Origin of the sequence: Modestobacter sp. I12A-02662 (assembly GCF_041028325.1) — a bacterium.
GTDB lineage: Bacteria > Actinomycetota > Actinomycetes > Mycobacteriales > Geodermatophilaceae > Modestobacter.
This window is the reverse complement of sequence record NZ_JABGDE010000002.1, coordinates 393,026-419,297: the sequence shown is the minus strand read 5'-3', so window position 1 is coordinate 419,297 and position 26,272 is coordinate 393,026. Positions and strand designations below refer to the sequence as shown.

27 protein-coding genes, 1 tRNA gene and 1 pseudogene are annotated in these 26,272 nt (G+C 74.2%); 16 read left to right on the top strand and 13 right to left on the bottom strand.

Annotated elements, in window-relative coordinates:
• Window positions 1-56 precede the first annotated feature (56 nt).
• Window positions 57-1,085: pseudogene (xerC, locus tag HL189_RS02485) on the top strand (tyrosine recombinase XerC); the annotation flags it as partial.
• Between the two features lie 197 nt (window positions 1,086-1,282).
• Here xerC and HL189_RS02480 read toward each other — a convergent pair.
• The 7 genes from HL189_RS02480 to HL189_RS02450 all read right to left on the bottom strand — a co-directional run bounded on the left by HL189_RS02480 (window position 1,283) and on the right by HL189_RS02450 (window position 6,503).
• Window positions 1,283-1,355: transfer RNA gene (locus HL189_RS02480), tRNA-Ala, on the bottom strand.
• A gap of 167 nt (window positions 1,356-1,522) precedes the next feature.
• Entirely contained in the window at window positions 1,523-1,948 is a 426-nt protein-coding gene (locus tag HL189_RS02475) for a VOC family protein (RefSeq protein ID WP_369132118.1), read from the bottom strand.
• Between the two features lie 10 nt (window positions 1,949-1,958).
• The gene (locus HL189_RS02470) at window positions 1,959-2,399 is read right to left on the bottom strand and encodes a helix-turn-helix domain-containing protein (RefSeq protein WP_369132117.1); all 441 of its coding nucleotides are present in this window, start codon (window positions 2,397-2,399) and stop codon (window positions 1,959-1,961) included.
• A 26-nt stretch (window positions 2,400-2,425) separates the two neighbouring features.
• Window positions 2,426-3,166, bottom strand: coding sequence for a M23 family metallopeptidase (locus HL189_RS02465; RefSeq protein ID WP_369132116.1), 741 nt, complete (start codon window positions 3,164-3,166; stop codon window positions 2,426-2,428).
• Window positions 3,167-3,342: 176 nt separating this feature from the next.
• Window positions 3,343-4,005: an SCO family protein gene (locus HL189_RS02460; protein ID WP_369132115.1), complete on the bottom strand. Its 663-nt coding sequence runs from the start codon at window positions 4,003-4,005 to the stop codon at window positions 3,343-3,345.
• A complete protein-coding gene (locus HL189_RS02455) occupies window positions 4,002-4,766 on the bottom strand; it encodes a YcnI family protein (protein ID WP_369132114.1) in 765 nt (254 codons plus the stop codon). Before HL189_RS02455 ends, HL189_RS02460 begins: the two co-directional genes overlap by 4 nt.
• Before the next feature lie 27 nt (window positions 4,767-4,793).
• On the bottom strand, window positions 4,794-6,503 hold the full coding sequence (locus HL189_RS02450) for a FixH family protein (RefSeq protein ID WP_369132113.1): 1,710 nt from the start codon (window positions 6,501-6,503) through the stop codon (window positions 4,794-4,796).
• 222 nt (window positions 6,504-6,725) lie between these two features.
• Between HL189_RS02450 and HL189_RS02445 the strand changes: the two genes are divergently transcribed.
• From HL189_RS02445 to HL189_RS02425, 5 genes are all read left to right on the top strand, one after another.
• Window positions 6,726-7,343, top strand: a complete 618-nt coding sequence (locus tag HL189_RS02445) for a DUF47 domain-containing protein (RefSeq protein ID WP_369132112.1) — start codon at window positions 6,726-6,728, stop codon at window positions 7,341-7,343.
• 7 nt (window positions 7,344-7,350) lie between these two features.
• Window positions 7,351-8,352 (top strand): anion permease, encoded by a 1,002-nt coding sequence (locus HL189_RS02440; protein WP_369132111.1) that lies wholly within the window; start codon window positions 7,351-7,353, stop codon window positions 8,350-8,352.
• Between the two features lie 10 nt (window positions 8,353-8,362).
• Window positions 8,363-9,802 (top strand): MFS transporter, encoded by a 1,440-nt coding sequence (locus tag HL189_RS02435; protein WP_369132110.1) that lies wholly within the window; start codon window positions 8,363-8,365, stop codon window positions 9,800-9,802.
• The gene (locus tag HL189_RS02430; protein WP_369132109.1) at window positions 9,771-9,959 is read left to right on the top strand and encodes a putative leader peptide; all 189 of its coding nucleotides are present in this window, start codon (window positions 9,771-9,773) and stop codon (window positions 9,957-9,959) included. Before HL189_RS02435 ends, HL189_RS02430 begins: the two co-directional genes overlap by 32 nt.
• Window positions 9,960-10,040: 81 nt before the next feature.
• Window positions 10,041-11,048, top strand: coding sequence for a sulfite exporter TauE/SafE family protein (locus tag HL189_RS02425; protein WP_369132108.1), 1,008 nt, complete (start codon window positions 10,041-10,043; stop codon window positions 11,046-11,048).
• A gap of 68 nt (window positions 11,049-11,116) precedes the next feature.
• On the opposite strand, the gene HL189_RS02420 is transcribed toward HL189_RS02425, so the two are convergent.
• On the bottom strand, window positions 11,117-11,698 hold the full coding sequence (locus HL189_RS02420; protein WP_369132107.1) for a helix-turn-helix domain-containing protein: 582 nt from the start codon (window positions 11,696-11,698) through the stop codon (window positions 11,117-11,119).
• Window positions 11,699-11,796: 98 nt separating this feature from the next.
• Between HL189_RS02420 and HL189_RS02415 the strand changes: the two genes are divergently transcribed.
• The 3 genes from HL189_RS02415 (at window position 11,797) to HL189_RS02405 (ending at window position 14,168) form a co-directional block, all read left to right on the top strand.
• The gene (locus HL189_RS02415; protein ID WP_369132106.1) at window positions 11,797-12,807 is read left to right on the top strand and encodes an NAD(P)/FAD-dependent oxidoreductase; all 1,011 of its coding nucleotides are present in this window, start codon (window positions 11,797-11,799) and stop codon (window positions 12,805-12,807) included.
• 9 nt (window positions 12,808-12,816) lie between these two features.
• Window positions 12,817-13,455, top strand: coding sequence for a class I SAM-dependent methyltransferase (locus HL189_RS02410; protein ID WP_369132105.1), 639 nt, complete (start codon window positions 12,817-12,819; stop codon window positions 13,453-13,455).
• A gap of 131 nt (window positions 13,456-13,586) precedes the next feature.
• Window positions 13,587-14,168 (top strand): hypothetical protein, encoded by a 582-nt coding sequence (locus HL189_RS02405; protein ID WP_369132104.1) that lies wholly within the window; start codon window positions 13,587-13,589, stop codon window positions 14,166-14,168.
• A 7-nt stretch (window positions 14,169-14,175) separates the two neighbouring features.
• On the opposite strand, the gene HL189_RS02400 is transcribed toward HL189_RS02405, so the two are convergent.
• The 4 genes from HL189_RS02400 to HL189_RS02385 all read right to left on the bottom strand — a co-directional run bounded on the left by HL189_RS02400 (window position 14,176) and on the right by HL189_RS02385 (window position 18,047).
• The gene (locus tag HL189_RS02400) at window positions 14,176-14,667 is read right to left on the bottom strand and encodes a DUF5994 family protein (protein ID WP_369132103.1); all 492 of its coding nucleotides are present in this window, start codon (window positions 14,665-14,667) and stop codon (window positions 14,176-14,178) included.
• A gap of 344 nt (window positions 14,668-15,011) precedes the next feature.
• Window positions 15,012-16,901, bottom strand: coding sequence for a translational GTPase TypA (gene typA, locus HL189_RS02395; RefSeq protein WP_369132102.1), 1,890 nt, complete (start codon window positions 16,899-16,901; stop codon window positions 15,012-15,014).
• Window positions 16,902-17,038: 137 nt separating this feature from the next.
• On the bottom strand, window positions 17,039-17,383 hold the full coding sequence (locus HL189_RS02390; protein WP_369132101.1) for a hypothetical protein: 345 nt from the start codon (window positions 17,381-17,383) through the stop codon (window positions 17,039-17,041).
• A gap of 106 nt (window positions 17,384-17,489) precedes the next feature.
• Window positions 17,490-18,047, bottom strand: a complete 558-nt coding sequence (locus tag HL189_RS02385; RefSeq protein WP_369132100.1) for a YceI family protein — start codon at window positions 18,045-18,047, stop codon at window positions 17,490-17,492.
• Between the two features lie 88 nt (window positions 18,048-18,135).
• Between HL189_RS02385 and HL189_RS02380 the strand changes: the two genes are divergently transcribed.
• Window positions 18,136-18,648, top strand: coding sequence for a MarR family winged helix-turn-helix transcriptional regulator (locus HL189_RS02380; RefSeq protein ID WP_369132099.1), 513 nt, complete (start codon window positions 18,136-18,138; stop codon window positions 18,646-18,648).
• A gap of 16 nt (window positions 18,649-18,664) precedes the next feature.
• Here the strand turns inward: HL189_RS02380 and HL189_RS02375 are convergent, their stop codons facing one another.
• Window positions 18,665-19,786 carry a glycerophosphodiester phosphodiesterase gene (locus HL189_RS02375; RefSeq protein WP_369132098.1) on the bottom strand — a complete coding sequence of 374 codons (1,122 nt, stop codon included), beginning with the start codon at window positions 19,784-19,786 and terminating at the stop codon, window positions 18,665-18,667.
• Between the two features lie 371 nt (window positions 19,787-20,157).
• On the opposite strand from HL189_RS02375, the gene HL189_RS02370 reads away from it, so the two are divergent.
• From HL189_RS02370 to HL189_RS02345, 6 genes are all read left to right on the top strand, one after another.
• Window positions 20,158-21,186: a TrkA family potassium uptake protein gene (locus HL189_RS02370; RefSeq protein WP_369132097.1), complete on the top strand. Its 1,029-nt coding sequence runs from the start codon at window positions 20,158-20,160 to the stop codon at window positions 21,184-21,186.
• 51 nt (window positions 21,187-21,237) lie between these two features.
• The gene (locus HL189_RS02365) at window positions 21,238-21,543 is read left to right on the top strand and encodes a hypothetical protein (RefSeq protein WP_369132096.1); all 306 of its coding nucleotides are present in this window, start codon (window positions 21,238-21,240) and stop codon (window positions 21,541-21,543) included.
• Complete coding sequence (locus HL189_RS02360; RefSeq protein WP_369132095.1) at window positions 21,540-23,024, top strand: glycoside hydrolase 100 family protein; 1,485 nt, start codon at window positions 21,540-21,542, stop codon at window positions 23,022-23,024. The genes HL189_RS02365 and HL189_RS02360 overlap by 4 nt, the downstream gene beginning before the upstream one ends.
• A 136-nt stretch (window positions 23,025-23,160) precedes the next feature.
• Window positions 23,161-23,613, top strand: coding sequence for a DUF6869 domain-containing protein (locus tag HL189_RS02355; RefSeq protein ID WP_369132094.1), 453 nt, complete (start codon window positions 23,161-23,163; stop codon window positions 23,611-23,613).
• 92 nt (window positions 23,614-23,705) lie between these two features.
• Entirely contained in the window at window positions 23,706-25,367 is a 1,662-nt protein-coding gene (locus HL189_RS02350) for a molybdopterin-dependent oxidoreductase (RefSeq protein ID WP_369132093.1), read from the top strand.
• A gap of 150 nt (window positions 25,368-25,517) precedes the next feature.
• Window positions 25,518-26,195 carry a fasciclin domain-containing protein gene (locus HL189_RS02345; protein ID WP_369132092.1) on the top strand — a complete coding sequence of 226 codons (678 nt, stop codon included), beginning with the start codon at window positions 25,518-25,520 and terminating at the stop codon, window positions 26,193-26,195.
• Window positions 26,196-26,272 lie beyond the last annotated feature (77 nt).

The following is a 26,272-nucleotide window of genomic DNA, read 5'->3' as shown; positions in this document are numbered from 1 at the left end:
CGTCGGCGAAGCGCTCCGGGACACTGAGCCTTCGAGTGAGTGCCAAGGGGTAGCCGATGGCGGGCCGCGCGTCGAACGGCGAGTCGACGATCTACAAGGGCGCCGATGGGCGCTGGCACGGCTACGTCTCGGTCGGGTTCACGCTCGACGGCAGACTCGACCGCCGGCACGTCAGCAGCAAGAGCCGCGGGGTCGTGGTCGCGAAGGTCCGTGAGCTCGAGCGGAAGCGCGAGTCCGGAACGGTCGGCGAGACGTCGACCCCGACCGTCGCCGAGTGGCTCGAGCATTGGCTGACCACCATCGCCCCGCGCCGGGTGCGCCAGCGGACCCTGGAGAGCTACGAGTCGGCCGTCCGCAAGCACCTGATCCCCGGCATCGGCCGGCACCGTCTCGACCGGCTGCGTCCCGAGCACCTCGACCAGCTCTACACGGCGCTACTCGACGACGGGTTCTCCCCCGCCACCGTGCTCCGGCAACACCGCATCCTGTCCCGGGCGCTCACCGTCGCCGTCCAGCGAGGGCACGTCCCACGCAACGTCGCCGCCCTCGTCGACCCCCCGGCCCAGCGACAGAGCGACCTCGCGACCGCCCTCGATCTCGACGAGGCCCGGGCCGTCCTGGAGGCCGCAGCCACCGTCCGCAACTCCGCCCGCTGGACCGTCGCGCTGGCCCTGGGCCTGCGCCAGTCCGAAGCCCTCGCGCTGCAGTGGAAGGACATCGACCTGCTCAACAACACCCTCACGGTCCGGCGCAGCATCTACCGCGTCCGCGGCGGCGGCCTGATCTACGAGGAGCCCAAAAGCAAGCGCAGCCAGCGCACCCTGGCGCTCCCGCTACCGCTCGTCGCCGAACTACACCGGCACAAGGCCGCCCAGCTCGGCGAGCGGATGCTGGCCGGCTCCGAATGGCACGACGAGGACCTGGTCTTCGCCCAGGCGAACGGGCGGCCGATCGACAAGAAGACCGACTACGACGACTGGACGCGGCTGCTGCAGCAGGCCGGCGTCCGCCACGTCCGGCTGCACGACGGCCGGCACACCGCCGCCACTCTGCTGCTGAGCGAGAACGTTCACCCGCGCGTGGTCATGGAGCTGCTCGGCCACAGCCAGATGCGCACGACCATGGACACCTACAGCCACGTCATGCCTGCGCTCGCCCGCGAGGCCGCCGACCGGATGGGCGCCCTGCTGCTGACAGGTAAGGGCAGGCAAACTGCAACCACAACTGCAACCAGAGACGACTCAGGCCGCCCTCCAGAAGGAGAACGGCCTGGTCATCGGGGTGGAGCTGAGGGGACTCGAACCCCTGACCCCCACACTGCCAGTGTGGTGCGCTACCAGCTGCGCCACAGCCCCTTGGTGCCGGCCCGTCTGGTGTGCCCGGGCCGTGGAGAACGATACAGCCCGGCGGACGGCGCCCGGTGAGGGGGTCCCCCACCGGGTGCGGTGTCGCGGGCTCCCGCGCCGTGCTCCCGCCTCCCTCGCGGCACAGCGCGAGGGAGGCGGCCATGCGGCGACGGCGGTCAGCCGGCGGAGGGCGGCGGGGTGAGCTGGGCGACCCGGACGGAGTTGCCGAACGGGTCGCGGAACCCGAAGTCGATGCCGTAGGGCTGCACTATCGGCTGCTCGGGCAGCTCCACGCCCCGCTCCTCGAGCTCGGCGTGGGTCTTGTGCGCGTCGTCGGTGGCGAAGAACAGGTGCCCGCCGCCGGCGCCCTTGCTGACCAGGTCGCGCACCTGGCCGGCGATCTCCGGGCTCACCGACGGCGGGGCGGGCAGCTCCAGCAGCACCGCGTGCCCCGGGTCGCTCGGCAGCACGACGGTGAGGAAGCGCATCGGCCCGAACTGCTGGTCGGTCTGCACCTGGAAGCCGAGCTTGCCGACGTAGAAGTCCAGCGCCTCGTCCTGGTCCAGCACGTACAGGGAGGTGATCGAGATCGAGTTCAACATGGCCAGGACGCTAGGGGCCGCCGCCGTCCCCGTGCTTCTCCGAAACTGCGGTGCTCGGCCGCAGCCACCGCATCCCGAAGCAGCTGGGCACCGGGGCCAGCGGCCCGCGCCGGCGGTACACGCTCGGCGACTCGCCGACGATCTCGCGGAACACCCGGCTGAACGTGCCCAGGCTCGAGAAACCGACGTTCATGCAGACGTCGGTGACCGTGCGGTCGGTGCTCCGCAGCAGCCACATCGCCCGCTCCACCCGGCGGCGCTGCAGGTACCGGTTGGGCGTCTCGCCGAAGGTGGCGCGGAAGGTCCGGATGAAGTGCGCCTCGGAGACGTGCGCGACCCGGGCGAGCGTCGGGACGTCGAGCGGCTCGGCGTAGCGGCGGTCCATCGCGTCGCGCGCCCGCAGCATCCGCCGGTTGGAGTCCTCGGTCGCCCGGCCGCCCGCCAGGCCCACGACCCCAGCATGGCAGCCGGGTGGTCCTAGATGTCGGCGCCCTGGGCGCGCAGCCACTTCACCGGGTCGACCCGCTTGCCGTTCATGCCGCCGGAGTGCACCTCGAAGTGCAGGTGCGGGCCGGTGGACTGGCCCCTGCTGCCGAGCAGCGCGATCTGCTCGCCGGCCTCGACGACGTCGCCGGCGTCGACCTGGATCTCCTCCATGTGGCCGTAGACGGTGACGTCGCCGCTCACACCGAGGATGTAGACGGCCTGGCCGTAGCCGCTGGCCGCCCCGGCGCGGAGCACGACGCCGTCCTCGACGGCGTACTCGGGGGTGAGCATCGGAGCGGCCAGGTCGATGCCCCAGTGCATGGTCCCCCAGCGCATGCAGAAGCAGGAGGTCAGCCGGGCGCCGTCGACAGGCGCCACGACCTTGGGGCGGGCGGCCTCCGCGGCAGCGGCGGCGGCCGCCGCGGCGGCGTCCTCGGCTGCCTGGCGCTCGGCCCGCGCGGTGGCCACCTGCTCGAGGCGGGCGCGGGCCTCGACCTCGCTGATCGCTGCCTGCGGGGTCACCAGCTCCTCGTCGGACAGCGCGGCGTTGTGGGCGGCCAGCTCAGCGGCGAGGGTGGGCTCCTCCGCGCGCGTGGTGGCCGGCGCCTGGCTGCCGAGGAGGGCGATCACCCCGCCGACGACCAGCGCGCAGAGCAGGGCGACCGGACGGCGGCGGTGGAGGGTGCTGGAGACAGGGGTCCCGATGGTGGTCCCGGCCTGCCTCGAGCCCATACGCCTGCCCCTCGGATCGTGTCCGGCGCCCCGCGACCCCGGATCGGTCTGGCAGCCATTCGAACACCGAGTTGCAGACTTGTAATTTGCGTCGCGGCGTGTCCGTCAGAACACGCGGAGTGAGGCGTCCGTCACGCTGCAGCTGTGCCTCGCGGGACGACTCCCGCCCCCAGGGGTCACCGGGACGCGACGAGGGCCAGATCGTGGGCGATGTCCGCGCCGGTGTTCTCCGCGTCGAAGGCGACGTCGGCCTCCCCGTCGGTGCCGTAGAGCAGCAGCAGCGTCGAGTGGGTCTGCCCGCCGTCCACCGCCTGCGGCACTCCGGCGGCCAGTTGCGCCTGGTCGATCTGCGCCTGGTCGCCGACGAGTCCGACGAACGAGGTGGGCAGGTCGCTGTCGAACCGGTCCAGGTACTCCGCCAGCACCTCGGGGGTGTCCCGGGCGGGGTCGGTGGTCACGAACACGACCGTGGTCTGCGCCGCGACGGCCGGGTCGACCTTGCGCAGGGCGACCGCGACGTCGGACATCGTGGTCGGGCAGACGTCGGGGCAGTTCGTGTAGCCGAAGAACAGTAGCGTGGGCCCCGCCGCCGTGCTCGCCCGGAAGTCGTACGGGGCACCCGCGGTGTCGGTGAGGGTGAACTGCGGCTTCTGGTACGGGTCCTGCAGGTGCAGGCCCTCGTAGGGGCCACCGGTGTCCTCGACCGTCGCGGGGGCCTCGCCGCCGGAGTGGTCGTGCCCCTCGGTGGCGGCCGCGGCCGGGGCGTCGCCACCACCGCACCCGGTCAGCAGGAGGCCGGCGGCCACGACGAGGGCGGGCAGGCCGCGTCGGGAGGTCACGAGGACACGGTACGTCGGCGCGCCCGCAGGCCGAGGACGAGACCGGTGAGCCCGGTCACCAACCCGAGGACGGCGACCACCAGCGCGGTCACCGCCAGGCCGTCCCCACCGTCAGCGGCGTCGTCCGTGTCGGACGCGGCCCCGGTCCCCGCGGTGCCGCTGCCCGTGCTGCCGCCGTGCGCGTCGGTCGTGCCGCCGTCCGCCGAGGTCAGTGACAGCACCGCCGCCGGGTGCTCGGGCTCGCCCTGGCCCTCGATGGTGGGCTCGATCCACGCCACCTCGCTACCGTCGCTGTAATTCTGCACCACGTTGAAGGTCAGGCTGTCGGCGTCCGGGAACGGCCCGCCGGACAGGGCGAACTCCTGGAACTGCCCGGGCGCGACGCCGCCACCGTCCACGGCCCGGTACTCGACCACCGAGACGACCTCGTCGACCTCCTCGCCGGAGATCTCGACCGGCTCGGGGAGCTGGCCCCGGGTCAGCGTGACCGTCCACCCGGGCACCGGCTGCGCCCGCACCGAGGTCAGCGGCGTGTCCGTGGGCAGCTGGATGCGCAGGCCGACGGTGCTGGCGGCGTCGCTCTCGTTGGGCACGCGGAAGGTGAGCTTCCCGTACCCCCCGGGCGCCGCGTCGGCCGAGGACACCGTCACGTGCGCGGAGGCGACGCCCGCGCCGACGGCGAGCAGGCCGGCCAGTGCCGTGATTGCGGCGAGCAGCACGACGCCGAGGCGGCGCGCGGTGCGGAACGGGGTCGGGGACAACGGAACTCCTCGGTCTCGGGGGTGCGCTCAGCGCACCGGGAAGGTGGTGCGGGCGGTCACGGCGGTGAACTCGTCCAGCCGGACGGTCACGGTCAGCGTCCAGTCACCGGCGGTCGGCAGGGACGGGGAGGCGACGTACTGGCCGGGGCCGGCGGGGGCCAGGTCGAGCTCCAGCGGGCCGATCTCCTGCTCCGGCTCGGTCAGCGAGGCCGTGATCTGCTCGGGCTGGATGAGCGTTCCGGCGTCGTCGTGCAGGTGGAGGGTCACGGAGGTCGGCCCCACCCGGGCCGGGTCGAGCGAGACCTGCACGTTGCCGTTGCCCTCCTCGCTGCTGGCCGACTGCAGGGGCAGGGTCACCTCGACCGGTGTCGCGACGGCCGCCCGCGCCGGCGGTGTGCCGACCAGCGCGGCGGACACCATGAGGACGACCGCGGCACCCGCGAGCTCGACGAGCACCGAACGGCGCAGCACGTCCACCGAGTCAGGAGGCTCCTCGTCGGCGCCCTCGGCGAAGGCCTGCGCCACGACCCGCCGGCGCGGACGGCGCCCCTCACCCAGCCGCTGCTGCACCCAGTCGCGGCTCACCAGCGCGGCCACCAGCACGACGAGCACCACCGCGACCTTGGCCATCAGCAACCGGCCGTACTCGGTCTGCCCCAGCGCCGAGACCGACCCGACCTCGCGCACGGACTGCAGCACCCCGGTGACCACGAGCGCGGCGATCAGCCCGCCGGCCAGCCGCGACCACCGGGGCAGCGCGGCGACCAGCTCCCCGGTCGGTGTCGCCCGGTGCAGCACCCCGGCCACGAGCACGACCAGCCCGCCCAGCCAGGCGCTCATCGCGGCCACGTGCACGGCGGTCACCGGGACGGCGAGACCCGGCAGCGGCCCGGCCACCGGGTGCCCGACCGCGGCGACGGACACGACGAGGCCCAGCCCGAGCACGGCCGCCGTCCCCAGCACCGCCGGACCGGGCGCCCCGCCGCGGCGCGGAGCGCGGAGCAGGACCACCAGCGCCGCCGCCAGCGGCACGCGGGCCAGCAGGGTCAAGCCGTAGGCCGAGTCCAGCGTCGCGCCGAGGAGCTGGGGGTCGGCGACCGAGCCGAGCCCGCTGCCCGCCGCGTACGGCCCCTGTAGCAGGAAGGACAGCACCGCGCCGACGGCGACGGCCACCAGTCCGGTGGACACCAGCCGGCGCAGCCGCGGCAGCGCCCAGCCGGCCGGCCAGCAGACCGCCAGCACGAGCGGGATCCCGAGCCCCAGCGTCAGACCGAGGAAGCCCAGCCAGCGGGCGGCGGGCAGCACGGCGGCCACCCCCGCGTCGGTGACGTCCCCGGCCTCCGCCGTCCCGGCCGGCAGCAGCTCGCCGTCGCCCACCACGAACGAGAAGGCACCCGAGATCGGGTGCGAGTCGGCGGAGACCACCCGGTAGGTGACGACGTAGCCGGCGTCGGGCAGCCCGTCGCGCAGCGGGACGTGCACGGTGCGACCGCGGACGTCGGCGTCGCCGGCGTCCACCCGCTCGCCGTCGGCCCCCAGCACCCGCGCGTAGCCGGCGCCGAGCGAGACCGGCTCGTCGAACTCGACGACGACCTCGGCCGGCGCCTCCTGCAACCGCTCCCCGTCCGACGGGGAGGAGGAGACCACGGTGGCGTGCGCCGACGCCGGGCCCGCGGTGACCACGCCGGTCGCGAGGAAGGCCACCAGCAGCAGGACGGCGGGGAACAGCCGCCTCACCGGTCCGCCGTCCCCGGCGTGGACCGACGGCTGCTGCTGGCGTACTGCACGACGTACTGGTCGTCCACCGAGCCCCTCCGGTTCCCGCGACGCCCGACCCGAAGGGGTGTCCTACGACACGGGGGTGGACAGCAGGTGAACGGCAGGAGCCCTATGCTCCCCAGGGTCGCCCGGAGCAACGGAGGACGACCACCGTCGTCACCGTCACCCCCGGAGCACCACGTGGCCTTCCGCCTGACCCCCAAGGACTCGAGCTTCTACGACATGTTCACCGCGTCGGCGGAGAACCTGGTCGTGGCCACCGACGTCCTCAGCGAGTTCGTGCACGAGCACACCCAGCGCGAAGAGCTGGGCCGGCGGCTGCGGGACCTGGAGCACACCGGCGACCAGGCGACCCACGCCATCTTCCGGCAGGTCAACTCCAGCTTCGTCACGCCGTTCGACCGCGAGGACATCTACAACCTCGCCAGCGACCTCGACGACGTCATGGACTGCATCGAGGCCGCCGCGGACCTGGTCGTGCTCACCGGGCTGGGCACCCTGCCGGCGGAGATGGGCCAGCAGGTGGCACTGCTGCAGCGCTGCGCCCAGACCACCGCCGAGGCGATGCCCCGGCTGCGGTCGATGAAGGACCTCTCCGACTACTGGATCGAGGTCAACCGGCTGGAGAACGAGGCCGACAAGCTCTACCGCCGGCTGCTGTCCCGGCTGTACTCCGGCGAGTTCGACGCGCTGGAGATCCTGAAGCTCAAGGAGGTCGCCGACCAGCTCGAGGAGGCGGCCGACGCGTTCGAGCACGTGGCCAACGTGGTCGAGACCATCGCGGTCAAGGAGTCCTGACCCGCCGATGGACGGGTTCTTCCTCGCGCTGGTCGTGATCGTCGTCGTCGCGCTGGCGTTCGACTACACCAACGGCTTCCACGACGCGGCCAACGCGATCGCCGTCGCCGTCTCCACCAAGGCGCTCACGCCCCGGGCGGCCCTCGCACTGGCCGCGGTGATGAACCTGGTGGGCGCCCTGCTGTCCACCGAGGTCGCCAAGACCGTGGGTGAGGGCATCATCGACGCGCCCACCGGCAGCGAGGGCCTGCAACTGGTCTTCGCCGCGCTCATCGGCGCGATCATCTGGAACCTCATCACCTGGTACTTCGGGCTGCCGTCGTCGTCGTCGCACGCGCTGATCGGCGGGCTGGTCGGCGCCGCCCTGGCCGCCGCGCACTCGGTGCAGTGGATGGGGATCCTGGACAAGGTCATCATCCCGATGATCCTGTCGCCGCTGGTGGGCTTCGGCCTGGGCTACCTGTTCATGCTGCTGATCCTGTGGTCGTTCCGGCGGGCCAACGCGCACCGGGCGCACCGCGGCTTCCGCTACGCGCAGATCGTCAGCTCCGCGACGATGGCGCTGGGCCACGGCATGCAGGACGCCCAGAAGACGATGGGCATCATCACCCTCGCGCTGGTGACCTCCGGTGAGATCGACACCTTCGAGGTGCCGCTGTGGGTGGTCCTCGCGGCCGCCCTGGCAATCGCGGCCGGCACCTACGCCGGCGGCTTCCGGATCATGCGGACGCTGGGCCGGCGGATCATCCAGCTCACCCCGGCCGGTGGCTTCGCCGCCCAGACCGTGGCCTCCAGCGTCATGGTCACCACGGCCACCGTGTTCGCGGTCCCGGTCTCCACCACGCACATCACGACGACCTCGATCATGGGCGTCGGCGCGACCCGGCGGCTGTCAGCGGTCCGCTGGGGAGTGGCGGGCAGCATCGTCGTCGCCTGGGTCGTCACCCTGCCCGCCGCCGGCCTGGTCGCCGCGCTGGCGTTCTTCGCCACCAACGCGGTCGTCGGCTAGGAGGGACGGCGTGCCGCCGTCCGCGAGCACGGCGCCCGGCCCGGTGGCCGGCGAGCCGGTCGCGCTGGGGACGGCGCCCGGCCGCTGGGTGCTGCTGTCGACCGTGCTGGCCTCGGCGATGGCCTTCCTCGACGCCACCGCGGTCACCCTCGCCCTGCCCGCGATCGGCACCGACCTCGGCGCCTCGCTGTCGGGGCTGCAGTGGACGGTGACCGGCTACACCCTCGCGCTGGCGTCGCTGATCCTGCTCGGCGGCGCGCTCGGCGACCGGTACGGCCGGCGCCGGGTCTTCGTGGTCGGCGTGGTCTGGTTCGCCCTCGCCTCGCTCGTCTGCGGCGTGGCCCAGAGCACCGGCCAGCTCATCGCCGCCCGGGTGCTGCAGGGCGTCGGCGGGGCACTGCTCACCCCGGGCAGCCTGGCGATCATCCAGGCCTCGTTCCGGCCGCAGGACCGTGCCCGGGCGATCGGGCTGTGGTCGGCGCTCAGCGGAGTGGCCGGACTGGTCGGCCCGTTCGTCGGCGGCTTCCTGGTCGACGCGGTGAGCTGGCGCTGGGTGTTCGGGATCAACGTGCCCCTCGCCGTCCTCACCCTGGCCGCCACCCGGCACGTGCCCGAGAGCCGGGACCCCACCCGGCGCGGGCGCTTCGACGTCCCGGGCGCGGTGTGGGGCGCGCTGGCCCTGGGCGGCGTCACCCAGGCGCTGATAGCGGCCGGGGACGGGCCCGCCCGGCCGCAGGTCTGGGTGCCCGGAATGCTCGGGGTCGCCGCCGCCGTGGCCTTCGTCGTCCAGGAGCGGCGGGCCCGGGAGCCGATGCTGCCGCCCGCCGTCTTCGCCGACCGGCAGTTCACCGGGGCCAACCTGAGCACCCTCGCCGTGTACGGGGCGATGGGCGGCTTCTCCTTCTTCCTGGCGCTCCAGCTGCAGACCGTGCTCGGCTACGGGGCCACCATGGCCGGCGCGGCGACGCTGCCCTCGATCGTGCTGCTCACCGTGCTGTCGGCGCGGGCCGGCGCCCTAGCCCAGCGGATCGGGCCACGCCGGCCGATGAGCGTCGGGCCACTGGTCGCGGCCGCCGGGCTGCTGTGGCTGTCCGTCGTCGGGGCGCGCAGCTCGTACTGGACCGACGTGCTGCCCGGGTCGGTGGTGTTCGGGCTGGGGATGTCGCTGCTGGTGGCACCGCTGACCGCCACCGTGCTGGGCGCCGCCCCGGACCACCTCGCGGGCGTGGCGAGCGGGGTGAACAACGCCGTCGCCCGGGCCGCGGGCCTGCTGGCGGTCGCCGGGCTGCCCGTCCTGGTCGGCCTGTCCGGCGACGACTACGCGGACCCGGCTGCGTTCAGCGACGGCTATCGCGCGGCGATGTGGGTCTGCGCGGGTCTGATGGCCGCGGGCGGCGTGATCGCGTACGCGACCGTTCGTGACGACGCGCTGGCGGCCCCGTCCCAGTGAACGGGAGGGAGTTGTACACAAATCCCACCAAGATGGTAGAAATGCCGCCGTGTCGACGACCGCAGCCTCCCGGGCGCCACTTCCGGGTGAGCTGCTGGTGGGTCGACTGCACGTCGATCTGCTCCGGGTCAGCACCGCGGCCTGTCGCGGCTGCTGAGTTCTCTGCACCGCCCAGCCACCCCTCCACGGGCCACGGCGCCCGTCCGCGCGCCGGTCCCCTCGATCCCGGAGTAGATCTGTGAAGACCCTCGTCCTGCTGGCCCTCGTCGGCCTGGGTGCGCAACTGGTGGACGGCAGCCTGGGCATGGCCTACGGCGTCACCTCCACCACCCTGCTGCTCGCCATCGGCACCAACCCCGCCGCCGCCTCGGCCACCGTGCACCTCGCCGAGATCGGCACCACCCTCGCCTCGGGCCTGTCCCACTGGCGCTTCGGCAACGTCGACTGGAAGGTCGTCGCCAAGGTCGGCGTCCCCGGCGCCGTCGGGTCCTTCCTCGGCGCCACCGTGCTCTCCACGCTCTCGACCGAGGTCGCGGCCCCGGTCATGTCGCTGATCCTGCTCGCCCTCGGCATCTACCTGCTGGTCCGCTTCACCCTGCGCGGCATCGACCGGCGCAACCTCGGCAAGCCGGTCCGGAAGCGGTTCCTCGGCCCACTGGGCCTGGTCGCCGGCTTCGTCGACGCGACCGGCGGTGGCGGCTGGGGTCCGGTGGGCACGCCCGCGCTGCTGGCCAGCGGCCGGATGGAGCCCCGCAAGGTGATCGGCTCGATCGACACCTCGGAGTTCCTGGTGGCCATCGCCGCGAGCGTGGGGTTCCTGCTCGCCCTCGGTTCGCAGGGCATCGACGCCGGCTGGGTGCTGGCGCTGCTGCTCGGTGGCCTGGTGGCCGCGCCGATCGCCGCCTGGCTGGTGCGGCACGTCCCGCCGCGACTGCTCGGCTCGCTCGTCGGCGGCATGATCGTGCTGACCAACACCCGGACGCTGCTGCGCAGCGACTGGATCGACGCCGCGGACCCGGTGCGCTACGCCGCCTACGCCGCGATCTACCTGATCTGGGCCGCCGCGGTGGTGCACTCCTTCCGCCAGTACCGCAAGGACCGCGCGCAGGAGTCGGCCGACGCGCTCGCCCTCGAGGCCGAGCACCGCGCCGAGGCCGGGCGGCCGGCCGACCCGGACGCCGTCGCGCCGGTCGGTGAGCAGTCCGGCGCCCCCACGGCCGGCCGTCCGCAGGCGCCCGGGAACTGATCGAGGCCGAGGGCTCCGTCCGGCGATCGCCGGGCGGGGCCCTCGCCTTTCCAGCTGGAATGGCGGGGTCAGCGGCGGGACGGGCGCGCCCGGACGTGCATCCGCTCCCCCTGCGGGCCGAACAGGACGAGCACCTCCGCCGGCTGGTCCCCGGTGTTGCCGAACCAGTGCGGGACGTGGGTGTCGAACTCCACCACCTCCCCCGGCGCGAGCACCAGGTCGTGGTCGCCCAGCAGCAGCCGCAGCCGGCCGGAGAGCACGTACATCCACTCGTAGCCCTCGTGCGACTTCTGCTCCGGCTCGGCCCGGTCACCCGGCGGGATCAGCGCCCGGTACGCCTGCAGGCCGCCCGGCCGGCGGGTCAGCGGCCACATCGTCATGCCGTTCCGCTCGATCGGCTTCGGGTGCAGCCTCGGGTCGTCCGGCACCGGCGCCCCGACCAGCTCGTCCAGCGGCACCCGGTGCGCCCGCGCCAGGGGCAGCAGCAGCTCCAGGGTCGGCTTGCGCTGCCCGGACTCCAGCCGCGACAGCGTGCTCACCGAGATGCCGGTCGTGGCCGACAGGTCGGCCAGGGTGGCGCTCCGCTCCTGCCGCAGCGCACGCAACCGCGGCCCCACCCCGTCGAGCACGCCGTCCAGGTCGTCGTCCATCCGCTCATTTTGCCGTTCCAGCAACGGAACTTGTCAACCGGTTGGCTCTGGGTGCACCGTCGTCCTGCCGGGCCGGACCCGGCGGAGGAGGAGCGGACATGGACGAGACGTACGACGTGGTGGTGGTCGGCGGCGGGGCCGCGGGACTGAGCGGGGCGCTGGCCCTCGCCCGGGCGCGCCGGTCGGTGCTGGTGGTGGACGGCGGGGAACCGCGCAACGCCCCGGCCGAGGAGATGCACAACTACCTGGGGCGGGACGGCACCGCGCCGGGCGACCTGCTGGCGACCGGCCGGGCCGAGGTGGCCGGCTACGGCGGGGAGGTCGTGCGCGGCGAGGTGGTGTCCGCGACCCGGGAGGACGACGGCGGCTTCCGCGCCACCCTCGCCGACGGGCGGTCGGTCCGGGCACGCCGGCTGCTCGTCACCACCGGCCTGGTCGACGAGCTGCCCGACGTGCCAGGGCTGCGCGAGCGGTGGGGGCACGACGTCCTGCACTGCCCCTACTGCCACGGCTGGGAGGTTCGGGACCGGTCGATCGGCGTCCTGGCGACCGGCCCGGGTGGCGTGCTCAAGGCGCTGCTGTGGCACCAGTGGAGCGCCGACGTGACCCTCTTCCTGCACACCGGCCCGGAGCCAAGCGCCGAGGAGTGGACTCAGCTGGCCGCCCGCGGCATCGCCGTGGTGACCGGGCAGGTGGCCGCGGTGGAGGCCGACGGCAACCGGCTGACCGGCGTCCGGCTCGCGTCCGGCCGGGTGGTCCCGCTCGACGCCCTGGTGATCGCACCCCGGTTCACCGCGCGGTCGGCGGTGCTGGCGTCGCTGGGTCTGGCCGCGGAGGACGTGGCGGCGCCGGACGGGCACGTGGTCGGCAGCGCCGTGCCCGCCGGACCGACCGGCGCGACCGCCGTCCCGGGCGTGTGGGTGGCCGGGAACGTCACCGACCTGATGGCGCAGGTGATCACCGCCGCGGCCGCCGGCTTGCAGGCCGGCGCTGCGATCAACGCCGACCTGCTGTTCGAGGACGTCCGGCGGGCGGTGGCGGCGGGACCGGCGGTCGCTCCCCCGCCCCGGCCGGAGCTGGCGCTGGCCGACCAGGCCCAGCGGAACTGAGGAGGACCGGTGCAGCAACACCAGCACGATCACGAGCACGACCCGTCGACCGGCCACGACCACGCGTCCTGGGAGGAGCGCTACGGCTCCGCGACGGCGCTGTGGAGCGGTCGGGTGAACCCGCCGCTGGCAGCCGGGGCGGCCGACCTGACCCCGGGCCGCGCACTGGACGTCGGCTGCGGCGAGGGCGCCGACGTGCTCTGGCTGGCCGGACGCGGCTGGCGGGTGACCGGCCTGGACTGGTCGGAGGTGGCCCTGGCCCGGGCCGCGGAGCACGCGGCGGCCGCCGGGCTGACCGACCGGGTGGAGTGGGTGCGCGGGTCCTTCGAGGACTGGCAGCCGCCGGTCGCCGCCTACGACCTGGTCACCGCGCACTTCCTGCACCCGACGGCGGAGCAGCGCGCGGTGCTGCTGCCCCGGCTGGCAGCAGCGGTCGCGCCGAGTGGCACGCTGCTGTGGGTCGGGCACGGCTACCACGAGGAAGCCGCGGCCCGGTGGGGCGCCGACCGGTTCGTCGCCGCCGCTGACGTGGCCGCGGTGCTGGACCCCGGCGAGTGGGAGGTCCTCGTGGCCGGGTCCCGGCCGCGTCCGGCGGGCGAGGACGGCCACCACCCCGATGACGAGGTGCTGCGGGCCCGCCGCCGCTGACGTCGGTGGCCTGGCGGGGGCTGCTCCACCGACCGAGCCGGCACCGCGGGTCGTGCGGCCGGCGATCGGGCCGGCCGGGGCGGGCCCTCCGGGCGATCGGCCGGCGGCACCCCGGTGCCTACGGTGAGCGGGTGACGCTGCTCGGACCCGACGACCGGCTCCCGCACCGGCCGGCCCGGGTGCTCGTCGCCGGGGCGTCCGGAGCGGGCAAGACCACGCTGGCCGCACGGATCGGTGACCGGCTCGGCATCCCGCACGTGGAGATCGACGCCCTCTTCCACGGGCCGGGGTGGACCCCCCGCCGGGAGTTCGTGGACGACGTCCGCCGGTTCTGCGCCGCCGACGCCTGGGTGACCGAGTGGCAGTACGAGCGGGTGCGGCACCTGCTCGCGATGCGCGCGGACCTGCTGGTGTGGCTGGACCTCGGCCGCGCGCGGGTGACGTGGCAGGTGACCAGCCGGACCGTGCGCCGGCGGCTGCGGCGGGAGCGCCTGTGGAACGGCAACGTCGAACCGCCGCTGTGGACCTTCGTCACCGATCCGCAGCACATCGTGCGGTGGGCCTGGAGCCACCACCCGCTCACGGCGGCCCGGGTGGCCGCGGTCCGCGAGGAGCGGCCGGAGCTCGTCGTCGTCCGGTTGCCGGACCGGCGCGCGGTCGACCGGTGGGTGGCCGGCCCCCTCGCCGAGGCCGCCCGCCGGCCGCCGGCGTGACGGGCGCTCAGCCGGCCCGGACGCCGGCCAGCGGGGCGACCTCGGGACGCGGGGAGGAGCCGGCCACCGCGAGCGCCCGCTGCGGGCTGGCGCTGGGCGACACCTCGCGCAGGCTGGCGAAGCGCAGGGCGCGCACCCCGGTCAGCGCGTCGGCCTCCGGCGGCACCACGAGCAGGTCCAGCCGGCGGTCGTCGTCGACGGTCAGCGAGACGAGCTGGGCGTCCATGCTGCGGAACCCGCCGGTGCGCACGGTCCGCCCGGCGACGGGCACCTTGCGGGGCGGCGCCTCGTCCCAGGCGTCCACCGCGTAGGTGAACCGGTCGACCCGGACACCGAGCGTCGCCAGCGCCGCCACGAGCTCGGGCAGCTCGACGGTCAGCAGCCGGCTGCGCGGCCACCAGGCACCGTCGAAGGCGACGTCCGCCGAGGCCCCCTCCCGGCGCAGCCGCACCCGCACGTCGATCCCGTTGCGGAAACCCGCCGCCCGCTCCATCGCCATGGCCTGCCCGACCTCCTGTGCCGTTCCCCCAGGCAGTGCGCGGCCTTCCCCTGCCGCGCACACCACTCCTGACCGGAACGTAGGACGACGGTCGCGACACCCCGACGCGGCACGAGGGAACGGCCGGCATCTGCTCCGGCGTCCCGGCCGGTCACCACGGTCCGTGAGCGGACGACAACAGCCGACACATCTGCACCGCCCGTTTCGGCGCTCCACGCCGTTGATCATCGGCACGGGAGAGGGGGAGACGACGAACGCCGCCGTCCCCGCGGGGACGACGGCGTCAGGCCCCCTTCAGGGCACCGCCCTGAGCTCGCGGAGGGTGGGGAGAAGGGGGTCCTTCGTCAGGGCTTGGGCTTCCGGTTCTTCGCCCGCCCGCGGATGGTCTGGTCGAGCTCGACCTTGCGCACCCGGACGGCGCCCGGGGTGACCTCGACGCACTCGTCCTCGGCACAGAACTCCAGCGCCTGCTCGAGGTTGAGGATGCGCGGCGGGATCAGCCGCTCCAGCTCCTCGGAGGTGGACTTGCGCATGTTCGTGAGCTTCTTCTCCTTGGTGATGTTCACGTCCATGTCGTCCGGACGGGAGTTCTCACCGACGATCATGCCCTCGTAGACCTCGGTGCCCGGCTCCACCATCAGCTGGCCGCGCTCCTGCAGGGAGAACATCGAGTACGTCGTCGCCACACCCGAGCGGTCGGCGACCAGCGACCCGGTCGGCCGGGCGCGCATGTCGCCCAGCCACGGCTCGTAGCCCTCGAGGTTGTGGTTGAGGATGCCGGTGCCCCGGGTCTCGGTGAGGAACTCGGTGCGGAACCCGATCAGGCCGCGCGAGGGGACGATGTACTCCATCCGCGCCCAGCCGGTGTCGTGGTGCACGAGGTTCTCCAGCCGTCCACGGCGGGTGGCGAGCGCCTGGGTCAGCGTGCCGACGTAGTCGCCGGGGACGTCGATGGTGACCCGCTCGACCGGCTCGTGCAGCTTGCCGTCGATCTCCTTGGTGACCACCTGCGGGCGGCCGACGGTCAGCTCGAACTCCTCGCGGCGGAGCTGCTCCACCAGGATGGCCAGCGCCAGCTCGCCGCGGCCCTGCATCTCCCAGGTGTCGGGGCGCTCGGTGGGCAGCATGCGCACCGAGACGTTGCCGACCAGCTCCTGGTCGAGCCGGTTCTTGATCAGCCGGGCGGTGAGCTTCTTGCCCGACCTGCCCGAGATCGGCGACGTGTTGATCCCGATGGTGATCGAGATGGACGGCTCGTCGACGGTCAGCGGCGGCAGCGGACGCGGGTCGTTCGGGTCGGCGAGGGTGTCGCCGATCATGATGTCCTCGATGCCGGCGATGGCGACCAGGTCGCCGGGCCCGGCGCTGTCGGCGGACGTCCGGTCGAGGCCCTCGGTCATCAGCAGCTCGGTGATCTTGACCCGCTGGATGGTGCCGTCGGTCTTGCACCAGGCGACCTGCTGGCCGCGCTTCATCTCACCGGAGTGGATGCGCAGCAGCGCCAGCCGGCCGAGGAACGGCGAGGCGTCGAGGTTGGTGACCTGGGCGCGCAGGGGCTCCTCGGCGTCGTAGGTCGGCGCCGGGATCGTGTCCAGCAGCGTCTGGACCAGCGGCTGCAGGTCGGGGCTGTCCGGGCTGGTGCCGTCGGCGGGCCGGTTCAGCGAGGCCTGGCCGGTCTTGCCCTGGACGTAGACGATCGGGAACTCCAGCGCGTCGACGTCCATGCCGGAGTCCTCGAGCAGCTCCATGAACAGCTCGTAGGTCTCGTCGACGACCTCGGCGATGCGGGCGTCGGAGCGGTCGGTCTTGTTCACCGCGAGGATGACCGGCATCCCCTTGCCCAGCGCCTTGCGCAGCACGAAGCGGGTCTGCGGCAGCGGGCCCTCGGAGGCGTCGACGAGCAGCACGACGCCGTCCACCATCGACAGCCCGCGCTCGACCTCGCCACCGAAGTCGGCGTGACCGGGGGTGTCGACGATGTTGACGACGACCGGGTTGCCCTCGGAGTCGGCGAGCCGGATGGCGGTGTTCTTCGCGAGGATGGTGATGCCACGCTCACGCTCGAGGTCCATCGAGTCCATGACCCGGTCCTGCGTCGAGTCGTTGTCGGTGCCCTCGCCCTTGGCCCGGTGCAGCGCGCCGGACTGACGGAGGAGCGCATCGACCAGGGTCGTCTTGCCGTGGTCGACGTGGGCGATGATCGCCACGTTGCGCAGGTCGTTACGGGTGGGCATGCGGAGAGGCACCTCAGGGGTTCGCGTGGGGTCTGCGCGCTTCAGCGCACGTCGGTGGAAACGACCCTGCGGGCCGAGACCTTCCCATTTTACGCGACCGGCGCTCCTGTTCCGACCGGCTGTGACCGGTCCCGCACTCAGGCGGAGGACGCCGGCCGGTCCGCGACGACCCAGGACAGCGCCGCAGCGGCCGCGGTGACCAGGCCCACCGCCAGCCACGCCGGCCAGCCCAGGCCCAGCGAGAGCACGTGGGCGAGCGCGAACAGCGCCAGGTAGGCGACCGCCAGGCCGGCCGCGACGGCCAGGCCGCGCCGCTGGTACCAGAGCCACCCGGCGCCCGCGCCGCAGACGGCGAGCACCAGCCCGCCCAGCGCCCGGACGCCGGTGCCCTGCGCGATGCCGAACCCGACGGCCAGGCCGACGGCGGCGAGGAGGGCGGAGGGGAACCGGGTGCGCACGCGGGAAAGGGTGGAGGTCGACATGCCCCCAGTGTCCCCTCCGCCCGCGCGGCCCGGGAACGCAGCAGGGCCCCGGCGCCGTGCGCCAGGGCCCTGCTGCACGCGCCTCCCCCGGAGAGGCCGGCACGACTCAGACGGTGCGGAGCACGGCCTCGATCTCGAGCTCGACGTCGATCTTGTCGCCGACGACGACGCCGCCGCCGTCCATCGGCATGTCGATGTCCACGCCGAACTCCTTGCGCGAGATCGACGTCTTGCCGGAGAAGCCGGCGCGGGTGCCGCCGTAGGCGTCCGGCCCGAAGCCGTTGAGCTCGAGCGCCAGGGTGACCGGCTTGGTGATGCCCTTGATGGTCAGGTCGCCCTCGACGACCCAGTCCTCGCCGTGGTTGCGGACACCGGTGGACCGGAAGCTCATCACGGTGTGGTTGCCGGTGTCGAAGAAGTCGGCGGACTTGATGTGCGCGTCCCGCTGCTCCTGGCGGGTGTCGATCGAGTCCATGTCGACGGTCGCGGTCACCGAGGACTCCGACGGGTTCTCGGCGGTGACGATCTCGCCGGAGAACTCACGGAAGTAGCCGCGGACCTTGCTGACCATCATGTGGCGGACGGAGAAGCCGACGGTCGAGTGGGTGGCGTCGATGTCCCACGTGCCGACGACGTAGCCCGGGATCTGGGTGATGCTGGCCATGATGTCCTCCAAAGTGGTTGAGCGTTTGACTGTCTCGCTGAGCACAGCGTAGTTGAGCGCTTGAGTATTCCGCCACTACCCTCATGACATGAGCAGTGACGTGTCGTCCCCCACCCGGACGACGGCCGTCGGCCCGGCCGCGGCGGCATCGACCCGGTGGCTGGACGCCGAGGAGCAGCGCGCGTGGCGCGCGTACATGTACAGCTGGATGCTCCTGGAGGACCGGCTGGACCGCGAGCTGACCCGGGAGACGGGCATCTCGCACGCCTACTACGAGATCCTCGTGCAGCTGTCCGAGGCCGCGGACCGGCAGCTGCGGATGAGCGAGCTCGCCGAGCGCTGCCTGTCCTCCCGCAGCCGGCTGTCGCACGCCGTCTCGCGCCTCGAGGAACGCGGCTGGGTGCGCCGGCAGGTCTGCGCCGAGGACGGCCGGGGGCAGCTCGCCGTCCTCACCGACGAGGGGTTCGCCGCGCTGGAGGCGGCGGCCCCGGTGCACGTCGAGGGCGTCCGGTCGCACCTGTTCGACCAGCTCTCCCCCGAGCAGGTCGCCGCGATGCGGGACATCGGCGAGACCGTGCTGCGCCACCTCGCCGAGCGCTGACCCCGCGCGCGAGCGGTCAGCCCGCAGCGTCCTCCAGGAACAGGTCGCGGGTCAGCACACCGGTGTCCGGCTGGTCGGTGAAGAGCCCGTCGACCCCGGCCGCCCAGAAGCGCAGCTGCTCCCCGAGGGCGTCGCCGTAGGCCGCCGGATCGGTGCCGCGATCGAGCTCGTCGGGCAGGAACGAGTTCTCGTTCCGGAAGGTGTAGGGGTGCACCAGCAGCCCGGCCGCGTGCGCGTCGGCGACGAGGGACGTCGGCTCCGCCGGCGTGCCGTCCGCGGCCGGCGGGATCACCTGCTCCTTGGCCGGGCCCACGCCGTCGGCGTACTCCGCGATGCCGGCGAGCCCGGCGGCGGTGGACAGGTCGGCGTAGGTGCGCGGGTCACCGGCCGCGACCAGGTCGGCCGGGGCGCCGGTCGCCGACAGCAGCTGGACCAGCGGCACGTCGACCTCGGCGTCGAGCTCCCGCAGGTTGGTGGTCTCGAAGGACTGGAGGAACACCGGGTCGCCCTCGTCGGCCAGGCCCGCCGCGCGCAGGTCGGCCACCAGCGGCTCCTCCAGCGAGAGCCCGAGCGAGTCGGAGTACGTCGGGTGCTTGGTCTCGATGTAGGCGCCGACCTCGCGGTCCAGCTCCCCGCTGAGTTCCTCGCGCAGCTCGAGGTACTCGGCGAGCGTGGGGACGGCGAAGAGCCCGTCGTAGAGGGTGTTCTCCTGCCGCACGCCGGGCAGCCGCTCGACCGCGCGCAGGGTCCGGAGCTCGGCGAGGGTGAAGTGCTCGGTGAACCAGCCGGAGAGCTCGACGCCGTCCACGGTCCTGGTCGTGTACCGGTCGGCGAACTCCGGGTGGTCGGCGACATCGGTGGTGCCGGAGATCTCGTTCTCGTGGCGGCACACCAGGACGCCGTCGGAGGTGCTGACCACGTCGCACTCGATGGAGTCCGCGCCCATCCGGGCGGCCAGCTCGTAGGACGCCAGGGTGTGCTCCGGACGGTGGCCGGATGCGCCGCGGTGGCCGATGACCAGCAGCTGCTCCATCCCCTGCCGGTCGGGGGCACCCCCGGCCGGCGGGACCAGCACGGCGAGCAGGACCACGAGGACGGCGACGGCCGCGGCGGCGGGCAGCCGGAGGACGGTGCGCACGAGGACCCCCGCGGACCCGGACGGCGACCCTCGCCGCCCGCCCCGCCCGCCGATCGCACAGCTCCCGCCCCGATCCGGCTGCGCGAGGTGGCGGCGGCGCGCGCGTCGGTCACCGAGCGGAGCCGGCGGTGCCCTCCCCGGCGACCGGGCGCGGTCGGGACGGTGCCCGGGGCCGCCGCGCCCGAGGTCCCCGTCCTGCTCCGGGAGCTGACCTCCCGGGCACGACCTACGGTGTGCCCCATGCAGGGGCTCCGGGACGACGACGGCGGGACGCCCGTCGTGCGCCCCGGGGAATCGCTGTGACGCCCCGTATTCGAGCCGGGACCCTCCGCGGTGGCTATCGTCGCGCCGGTGACCAGCGGGGGACGGGCGTGCTGAACGAGGACCACACCGGCGTCCGGCTGCCCCACATCGAGGCCTCGCCGGCCCGGCAGGTGGGGCGGCGGGTCGTGATCGCGGCGGTCGTGCTGGCGTGCACCGTGTTCATCGTCTGGCTGGACCGGGACGGTTACCGGGACGGCGACCAGATCGGCATCTCCTTCCTGGACGCCGTCTACTACTCGACCGTCACCCTCTCCACGACCGGGTACGGGGACATCACGCCGCTGACCCCCGGCGCCCGGCTCGTCAACATCTTCGTGATCACGCCGCTGCGGATCATGTTCCTGATCGTGCTCATCGGAACGACCCTGGAGGCGCTCACCGAGCGCTCGCGGGAGGAGTTCCGGGTCCGACGGTGGAGGTCCCGATTGCGTCAGCACGTCATCGTGTGCGGTTACGGCACCAAGGGGCGCAGCGCCATCCGCGCCCTGCTGACCACCGGGACGGACGCCGAGCACATCGTCGTCGTCGACACCGACCAGCGGGCCGTGGACGAGGCGACCGCGGCGGGGCTGACCGGGATCGTCGGGGACGCCGGACGCACCGACGTGCTGCGCCGCAGCTCGGTCGAGAAGGCCCGCGCGGTGATCGTGGCCGCCCACCGGGACGACGCCTCGGTGCTGATCACCCTGACCGTCCGCCAGCTCAACCCCACGGTGCCGATCACGGCCAGCGTCCGCGAGGAGGAGAACGCCAGCCTGCTGCGGCAGTCCGGGGCCGACATGGTGATCACCACCGCCGCGACCTCCGGCCGGCTGCTCGGCCTGTCGACCGACCAGCCGCGGGTGGTGGCCGCGGTCGAGGACCTGCTGACCGCCGGCCGCGGGCTGGACCTGCAGCAGCGCACGGTCACCCAGTCCGAGGTGGGGTTGAGCCCGCGGCAGCTGCGCGACGTCGTCCTGTCGGTCACCCGGGGCGGGCGGACCCTGCGTTTCGACGACCCGCTGATCGGCACCCTGGAGAGCGAGGACGTGCTCGTCGTCGTCAAGGCCCACCGCGGGCCCGGCGGCACCACCTGACGGCCGGGCCGGGTGCTCCCCCGTCGGCGCACCCCGTGGGTGGCGATCGTGGTGACCACGGCCGTTGCCATGGGCCTGACCCTGACCGGTGACCTGGGCACCCTGGCGAACACCGTCGTCCTGCTGCTGCTGTGGCAGCAGGAGGCCGGCACCTGGCTGCGCGCCGGGCTGATGCTCGTGGTGGGCGTCGTGCTGTACCTGCTGGCGCAGGCGCCGTGGTGGCGCGGCGGCCGCCGGCGGGGCGGGCCGGCCGAGCGGTGTCCACCACCGCTGCGTGACATCCCGGTGAACTGGCAGCGGCGGCGGTCCGCGGGGGGCAGGATCGGAGGCAGCGGCGAGAGGAGCAGACCCGGATGACCGTGTCCCAGCCCAGCGCGGTGGAGATCGGGCTGATGTCCGGCCGGGCCGGCTACGTGCTCAAGGCCAACGACCGCGGGGCGTTCACCGTCGCCTCGCCGACCCTCTACCCGCACATGTGGAGCTGGGACGCGGGCTTCGTCGCGCTCGGCATCGCTACCGTCTCCGTGCCCCGTGCCCTGGCCGAGCTGCGCACGCTGCTGACCGGGCAGTGGGCCAGCGGGATGATCCCGCACATCCTGTTCCACCAGCCCAGCGACTACTTCCCCGGCCCGGAGCGCTGGCGCACGCAGGTGGCCGCGGCCCGCCCGGCCGACGTGCCCACCTCCGGCATCTGCCAGCCGCCGATCCACGTGATCGCGCTGTCCCGGATCCTGCACGACGCCCGGCGGCGGGGTGGGGCCGACCAGGAGCTCGCCGAGCAGTTCGTCGTCGAGACCTTCGACCAGTGGCTGGCCTGGCACGAGTACCTCGCCACCGCGCGCGACCCCTACACCTACGGCCTGGTCGAGATCCACCACGGCTGGGAGTCCGGCATGGACGACTCGCCGCGCTGGGACGAGCCGTACGCCCACGTGCACCCCCAGCCGGACATGCCCCCGTTCGTGCGCGCGGACCTCGCCCACGTGGCCGACCCCTCGCAGCGGCCCACCGACGCCGAGTACGCCCGCTACCTCTGGCTGCTCGAGCAGAAGGTGCTCAGCCGCTACGACGACGCCGTCTACCGGGCCACCGGCGACTTCGTCGTGGGTGACGTGCTGATCTCGGCCCTGCTCGCCGCGGCCAGCGACCTGCTCGCCGACATGGGCGAGGACCTCGGCATCGGCGGCGGGGCCGCCGGCGGGGTCGAGCGGTCCCGGTCGATCGCCCGCCGCTTCCGCACCGGGGTGCTGCGCTCGGTCGACCCGAGCACCGGGCTGGCCCGCGACCTGGACCTGCGCACCGGGAAGTGGCTGGACGTCGAGAGCGCCGCGGGCTTCGCCCCGCTGCTGTGCGGCGGCGACGAGGCGCTCACCCGCCGGCAGCGCGACCTGCTGCTCGGCCCGCGCTGGTGCGGGCACCCCCGGCTGCGGTGGCCGGTGGTGCCGTCGGTCTCCCCCGCCTCCCCGGCCTTCCGGCAGCGCACCTACTGGCGGGGGCCGCAGTGGCCGGTGCTCAACTGGCTGATGGCCTGGGCGCTCAACCGGTCCGGCGAGCAGGAGGCGGCCAACCAGCTCCGGCTGGCCGGGCTGTCCCAGCTCATCGACTGCGACTTCGCCGAGTACTACGAGCCGATGACCGGCGAGACGCTGGGCAGCCGGGACCAGTCGTGGACGGCGGCGATCGCGCTGGACTTCCTGGCCGCCCGCCGGCCGGCCCAGCGCCGCCCGGTCCGCTGGCTGACCAGCGAGCTGCCGCGGATCACCCCGGCGCAGCGCCCGGACGGGCCGCCGGCGCCGTCCCCGGGGTCCGGTCCCGCGCCGCGGCCGCGCCCGCTGTGATCACCTCGCCCCGGTGGCCGTTCCCCGCGACGGGGAACGGCCCTCACCCGAGGTGGTCACCGGCGGATCGCACCGCTCGCCCGGGCGCGGAGCGAGCTCTTCAAGATCGGCCTCCGATGCGGCAGGGTGTGCGGCCATGGACCTGACGTGGGCGGACGCAGTCCCGGCCTACCGCCGGCACCACGAGCTCTCCCGCGGGGGCGGGGACGCCGGCGGGCACCGGTGGGCGCTGGATCGGGTGGAGGACGCCGTCCGGGACGGCGACCTGCCGGTCGACGTGCTCGACGCGATGGTGCGGGACCCGGACGGCGACGCCGAGTACCTGGCGCACCTGGCGGCCGGCCCGCTGGAGGACCTGCTGGCCCACCACACCGACGCCTACGCCGACGCCTTCACCGAGCGGTGCGCCGCCGACCCGCGGTGGGTCGAGGCGCTGGGTGGCGTCTGGCTCGAGGCGGCGACCTGGGACCGGCTGCCCGCGGCGCTGCAGCGGATCGTGCCCGAGCCCTGCCGGCGGGTCCCGGCCGCTCCGGGGCCGCACCCGCGGGCCGGCCGGTCCCGGCTGAGCCCGGCGGTCGTCGAGGGCTGAGCCGCACCGCGCGGAGCCGCTGCCCGGCGCCTGAGGCACCCGATCTCGCGGTGGGGTGAATCCGATCGGGCGGTCGGGCACGAACAACTCCCGTGACCACCACCGAGGAGCGGCCCAACCGGCAGCTGCCGGCACGCCCCGCCGGCCGCCGGCCGCTGGGCGCGCTGGCCGGCCTGGTCTCGGCCGCGGTGGCCCTCGGGGTGGCCGAGCTGGTCGCCGGCCTGGTCGGGCCGTCGTCGTCCCCGGTCGTCGCGGTCGGCGACGTCGTGATCACGCTGACGCCCGAGCCGGTGAAGGCGTTCGCCATCGCCACCTTCGGCGAGCAGGACAAGGTGGCCCTGGTCGTGGGCACCCTCGTGCTGCTCGCGCTCGCCGCGCTGCTGCTGGGCCTGGGCTCGCTGCGCAGCGCCCGCCTCGGCGTCGCCGGCATCGGTGCCTTCGGCCTGCTCGGCGCCGCCGCGGCAGTCCTGCGGCCCGCCGGGAGGGCCCTGGATGCGCTCCCCTCGGTGGCCGGCGCCGCCGCCGGGATCACCGTGCTCCTCCTGCTCCTCCGGTCGCTGACCCGCCCGGTCGCCGGGTCGGCACCGTCGGCGGGCCGTCCCGCGGCCGGACCGCGCGACGGGCAGGCCGTCGACCGGTTGCGGGAGGTGCTGGCCAACGGCGACCGCAAGGGCGTGGCGTTGGACCGGCGCCGCTTCTTCCTCACCAGCGGGGTGGCGGTCGGGGTGGCCGCGGCGGGCGGGTTCGGTGGCCGGCTGCTGAACCGGCGGTTCGACGTCGCCGAGGCCCGGGCGGCCCTGACCCTGCCGCGCCCGGCATCCCCCGCCCCGGCGGTGCCCGCCGGGGCCGACCTGGCCGCCGGCGTCGCGGGCCTGACCCCGCTGTTCACCGCCAACCGGGACTTCTACCGGGTGGACACCGCGATCGTCGCGCCGCTGGTGCGGCCGGACGACCACCGGCTGGAGACCGCGGGCATGTTCGACTCCCCGGGCAGCTACACGCTCGCCGACCTGTACGAGCGCACGGACCTCATCGAGCGGGACATCACCCTCACCTGCGTCTCCAACGAGGTCGGCGGCGGGCTGGCCGGCACCGCCCGCTGGCTCGGGGTGCCGCTGGGCGCCTTCCTGCGGGAGAACGGGGTGCGCAGCGGCAGCTCGCAGCTGGTCTGCCACTCGGTGGACGGGATGACGATCGGCACCCCGACCCGGGCGGCGCTGGCGGTCGAGGACGCGATGCTCGCGATCGGCATGAACGGCGAGCCCCTGCCGGTCGAGCACGGGTTCCCGGTGCGCATGCTCGTCCCCGGCCTGTACGGCTACGTGTCGGCGTGCAAGTGGCTGACCCGGATCGAGGCCACCACCTTCGACGCGTTCGACCCGTACTGGGTCCGACGCGACTGGGCCGCCGAGGCGCCCATCAAGACCGCTTCACGCATCGACACCCCGGCTGCGCTGCGCCGCTTCCCCGCCGGACGGCGCGCCGTCGCCGGCGTCGCCTGGGCCCAGACCCGCGGCATCGCCCGGGTCGAGGTCCGGGTGGACGACGAGGACTGGGCCGACGCCGATCTCTCCCCCGCGGTGGACGCCGACCTCTGGCGGCAGTGGGTGCTCCCCGTCGAGTTCGCACCGGGTCCGCACACCCTCACCGTCCGCGCCACGGGGGCCGACGGCGAGGTGCAGACCGAGCGGCGGGCCGACCCCTTCCCCGACGGCGCCAGTGGCTGGCACTCGATCCGGGTGACCGCCGCCTGACGCCCTCCGGCCCCTGCGCCGGACCCCTCCCCCAGACCCGTGCCCGGCACCCGCCGGGGACGTTCCCCGGTCGCACCCTGCGGCCGGTGCACCACCTGACCGCGACGCCGGATCCGGCCGTCGCCCCCGACAGGACAGGAGCACCATCCCGTGAAGAACACCCTGCTGACCCGCGGCACCCTCCTCGGCACCGCGGCCGTCCTGGCCCTCGGCCTGACCGCCTGCGGCGCCGAGGACTCCGCCGACGCGAGCGCCCCCGCGAGCGACACGAGCAGCAGCATGGAGAGCTCCTCGCCGTCGGCCGAGAGCAGTGCGATGCCCGCCATGGCCGAGCCGTTCGGTGCCGGCTGCGCGGCGGTGCCCGCCGACGGCGAGGGCAGCTTCGCCGGCATGACCGACGACCCGGTGGCCACCGCGGCCAGCAACAACCCGGCGCTGTCCACCCTGGTGTCCGCCGTCCAGGCCGCCGGGCTCGGCGACTCGCTGAACTCCGCCGCCGACATCACCGTGCTCGCCCCGGCCAACGCGGCGTTCGAGGCGGTCCCGGCCGACGCGCTGAACGCCCTGCTGGCGGACCAGGCGCAGCTGACCGCGGTGCTGACGCACCACGTGATCGAGGGCCGGCTCGCCCCGGACGAGCTGGCCGGCACGCACACCACCCTCAACGGGGACCAGGTGACGATCGAGGGCTCCGGGGAGGACTTCACCGTCGCGGCCGAGGGCACCGTCCTGGGCCAGATGGACGCCGGTGTCATCTGCGGCGACGTGCAGACCGCCAACGCGACCGTCTACATCCTCGACCAGGTGCTCGCGCCGCCGGCCGCCTGACCGCCGGGCCCGGCAGGTCGGCAGATCTGCCGGGCTCCACGGCCGTCAACCACCAGTTGACGGGTGTGCGCCGTCAA

Excerpts from the sequence above, each read along its gene's own strand:
- HL189_RS02420 (WP_369132107.1), bottom strand. The coding sequence starts at position 11,698 with ATGGACGACGACCTGGACGGCGTGCTCGACGGGGTGGGGCCGCGGTTG.
- HL189_RS02440 (WP_369132111.1), top strand. The coding sequence starts at position 7,351 with ATGGACGGGTTCTTCCTCGCGCTGGTCGTGATCGTCGTCGTCGCGCTG.
- HL189_RS02385 (WP_369132100.1), bottom strand. The coding sequence starts at position 18,047 with ATGGCCAGCATCACCCAGATCCCGGGCTACGTCGTCGGCACGTGGGAC.
- HL189_RS02465 (WP_369132116.1), bottom strand. The coding sequence starts at position 3,166 with ATGGGCTCGAGGCAGGCCGGGACCACCATCGGGACCCCTGTCTCCAGC.
- HL189_RS02415 (WP_369132106.1), top strand. The coding sequence starts at position 11,797 with ATGGACGAGACGTACGACGTGGTGGTGGTCGGCGGCGGGGCCGCGGGA.
- HL189_RS02355 (WP_369132094.1), top strand. The coding sequence starts at position 23,161 with ATGGACCTGACGTGGGCGGACGCAGTCCCGGCCTACCGCCGGCACCAC.
- HL189_RS02360 (WP_369132095.1), top strand. The coding sequence starts at position 21,540 with ATGACCGTGTCCCAGCCCAGCGCGGTGGAGATCGGGCTGATGTCCGGC.
- HL189_RS02390 (WP_369132101.1), bottom strand. The coding sequence starts at position 17,383 with ATGTCGACCTCCACCCTTTCCCGCGTGCGCACCCGGTTCCCCTCCGCC.
- typA (WP_369132102.1), bottom strand. The coding sequence starts at position 16,901 with ATGCCCACCCGTAACGACCTGCGCAACGTGGCGATCATCGCCCACGTC.
- HL189_RS02380 (WP_369132099.1), top strand. The coding sequence starts at position 18,136 with ATGAGCAGTGACGTGTCGTCCCCCACCCGGACGACGGCCGTCGGCCCG.
- HL189_RS02475 (WP_369132118.1), bottom strand. The coding sequence starts at position 1,948 with ATGTTGAACTCGATCTCGATCACCTCCCTGTACGTGCTGGACCAGGAC.
- HL189_RS02400 (WP_369132103.1), bottom strand. The coding sequence starts at position 14,667 with ATGGCGATGGAGCGGGCGGCGGGTTTCCGCAACGGGATCGACGTGCGG.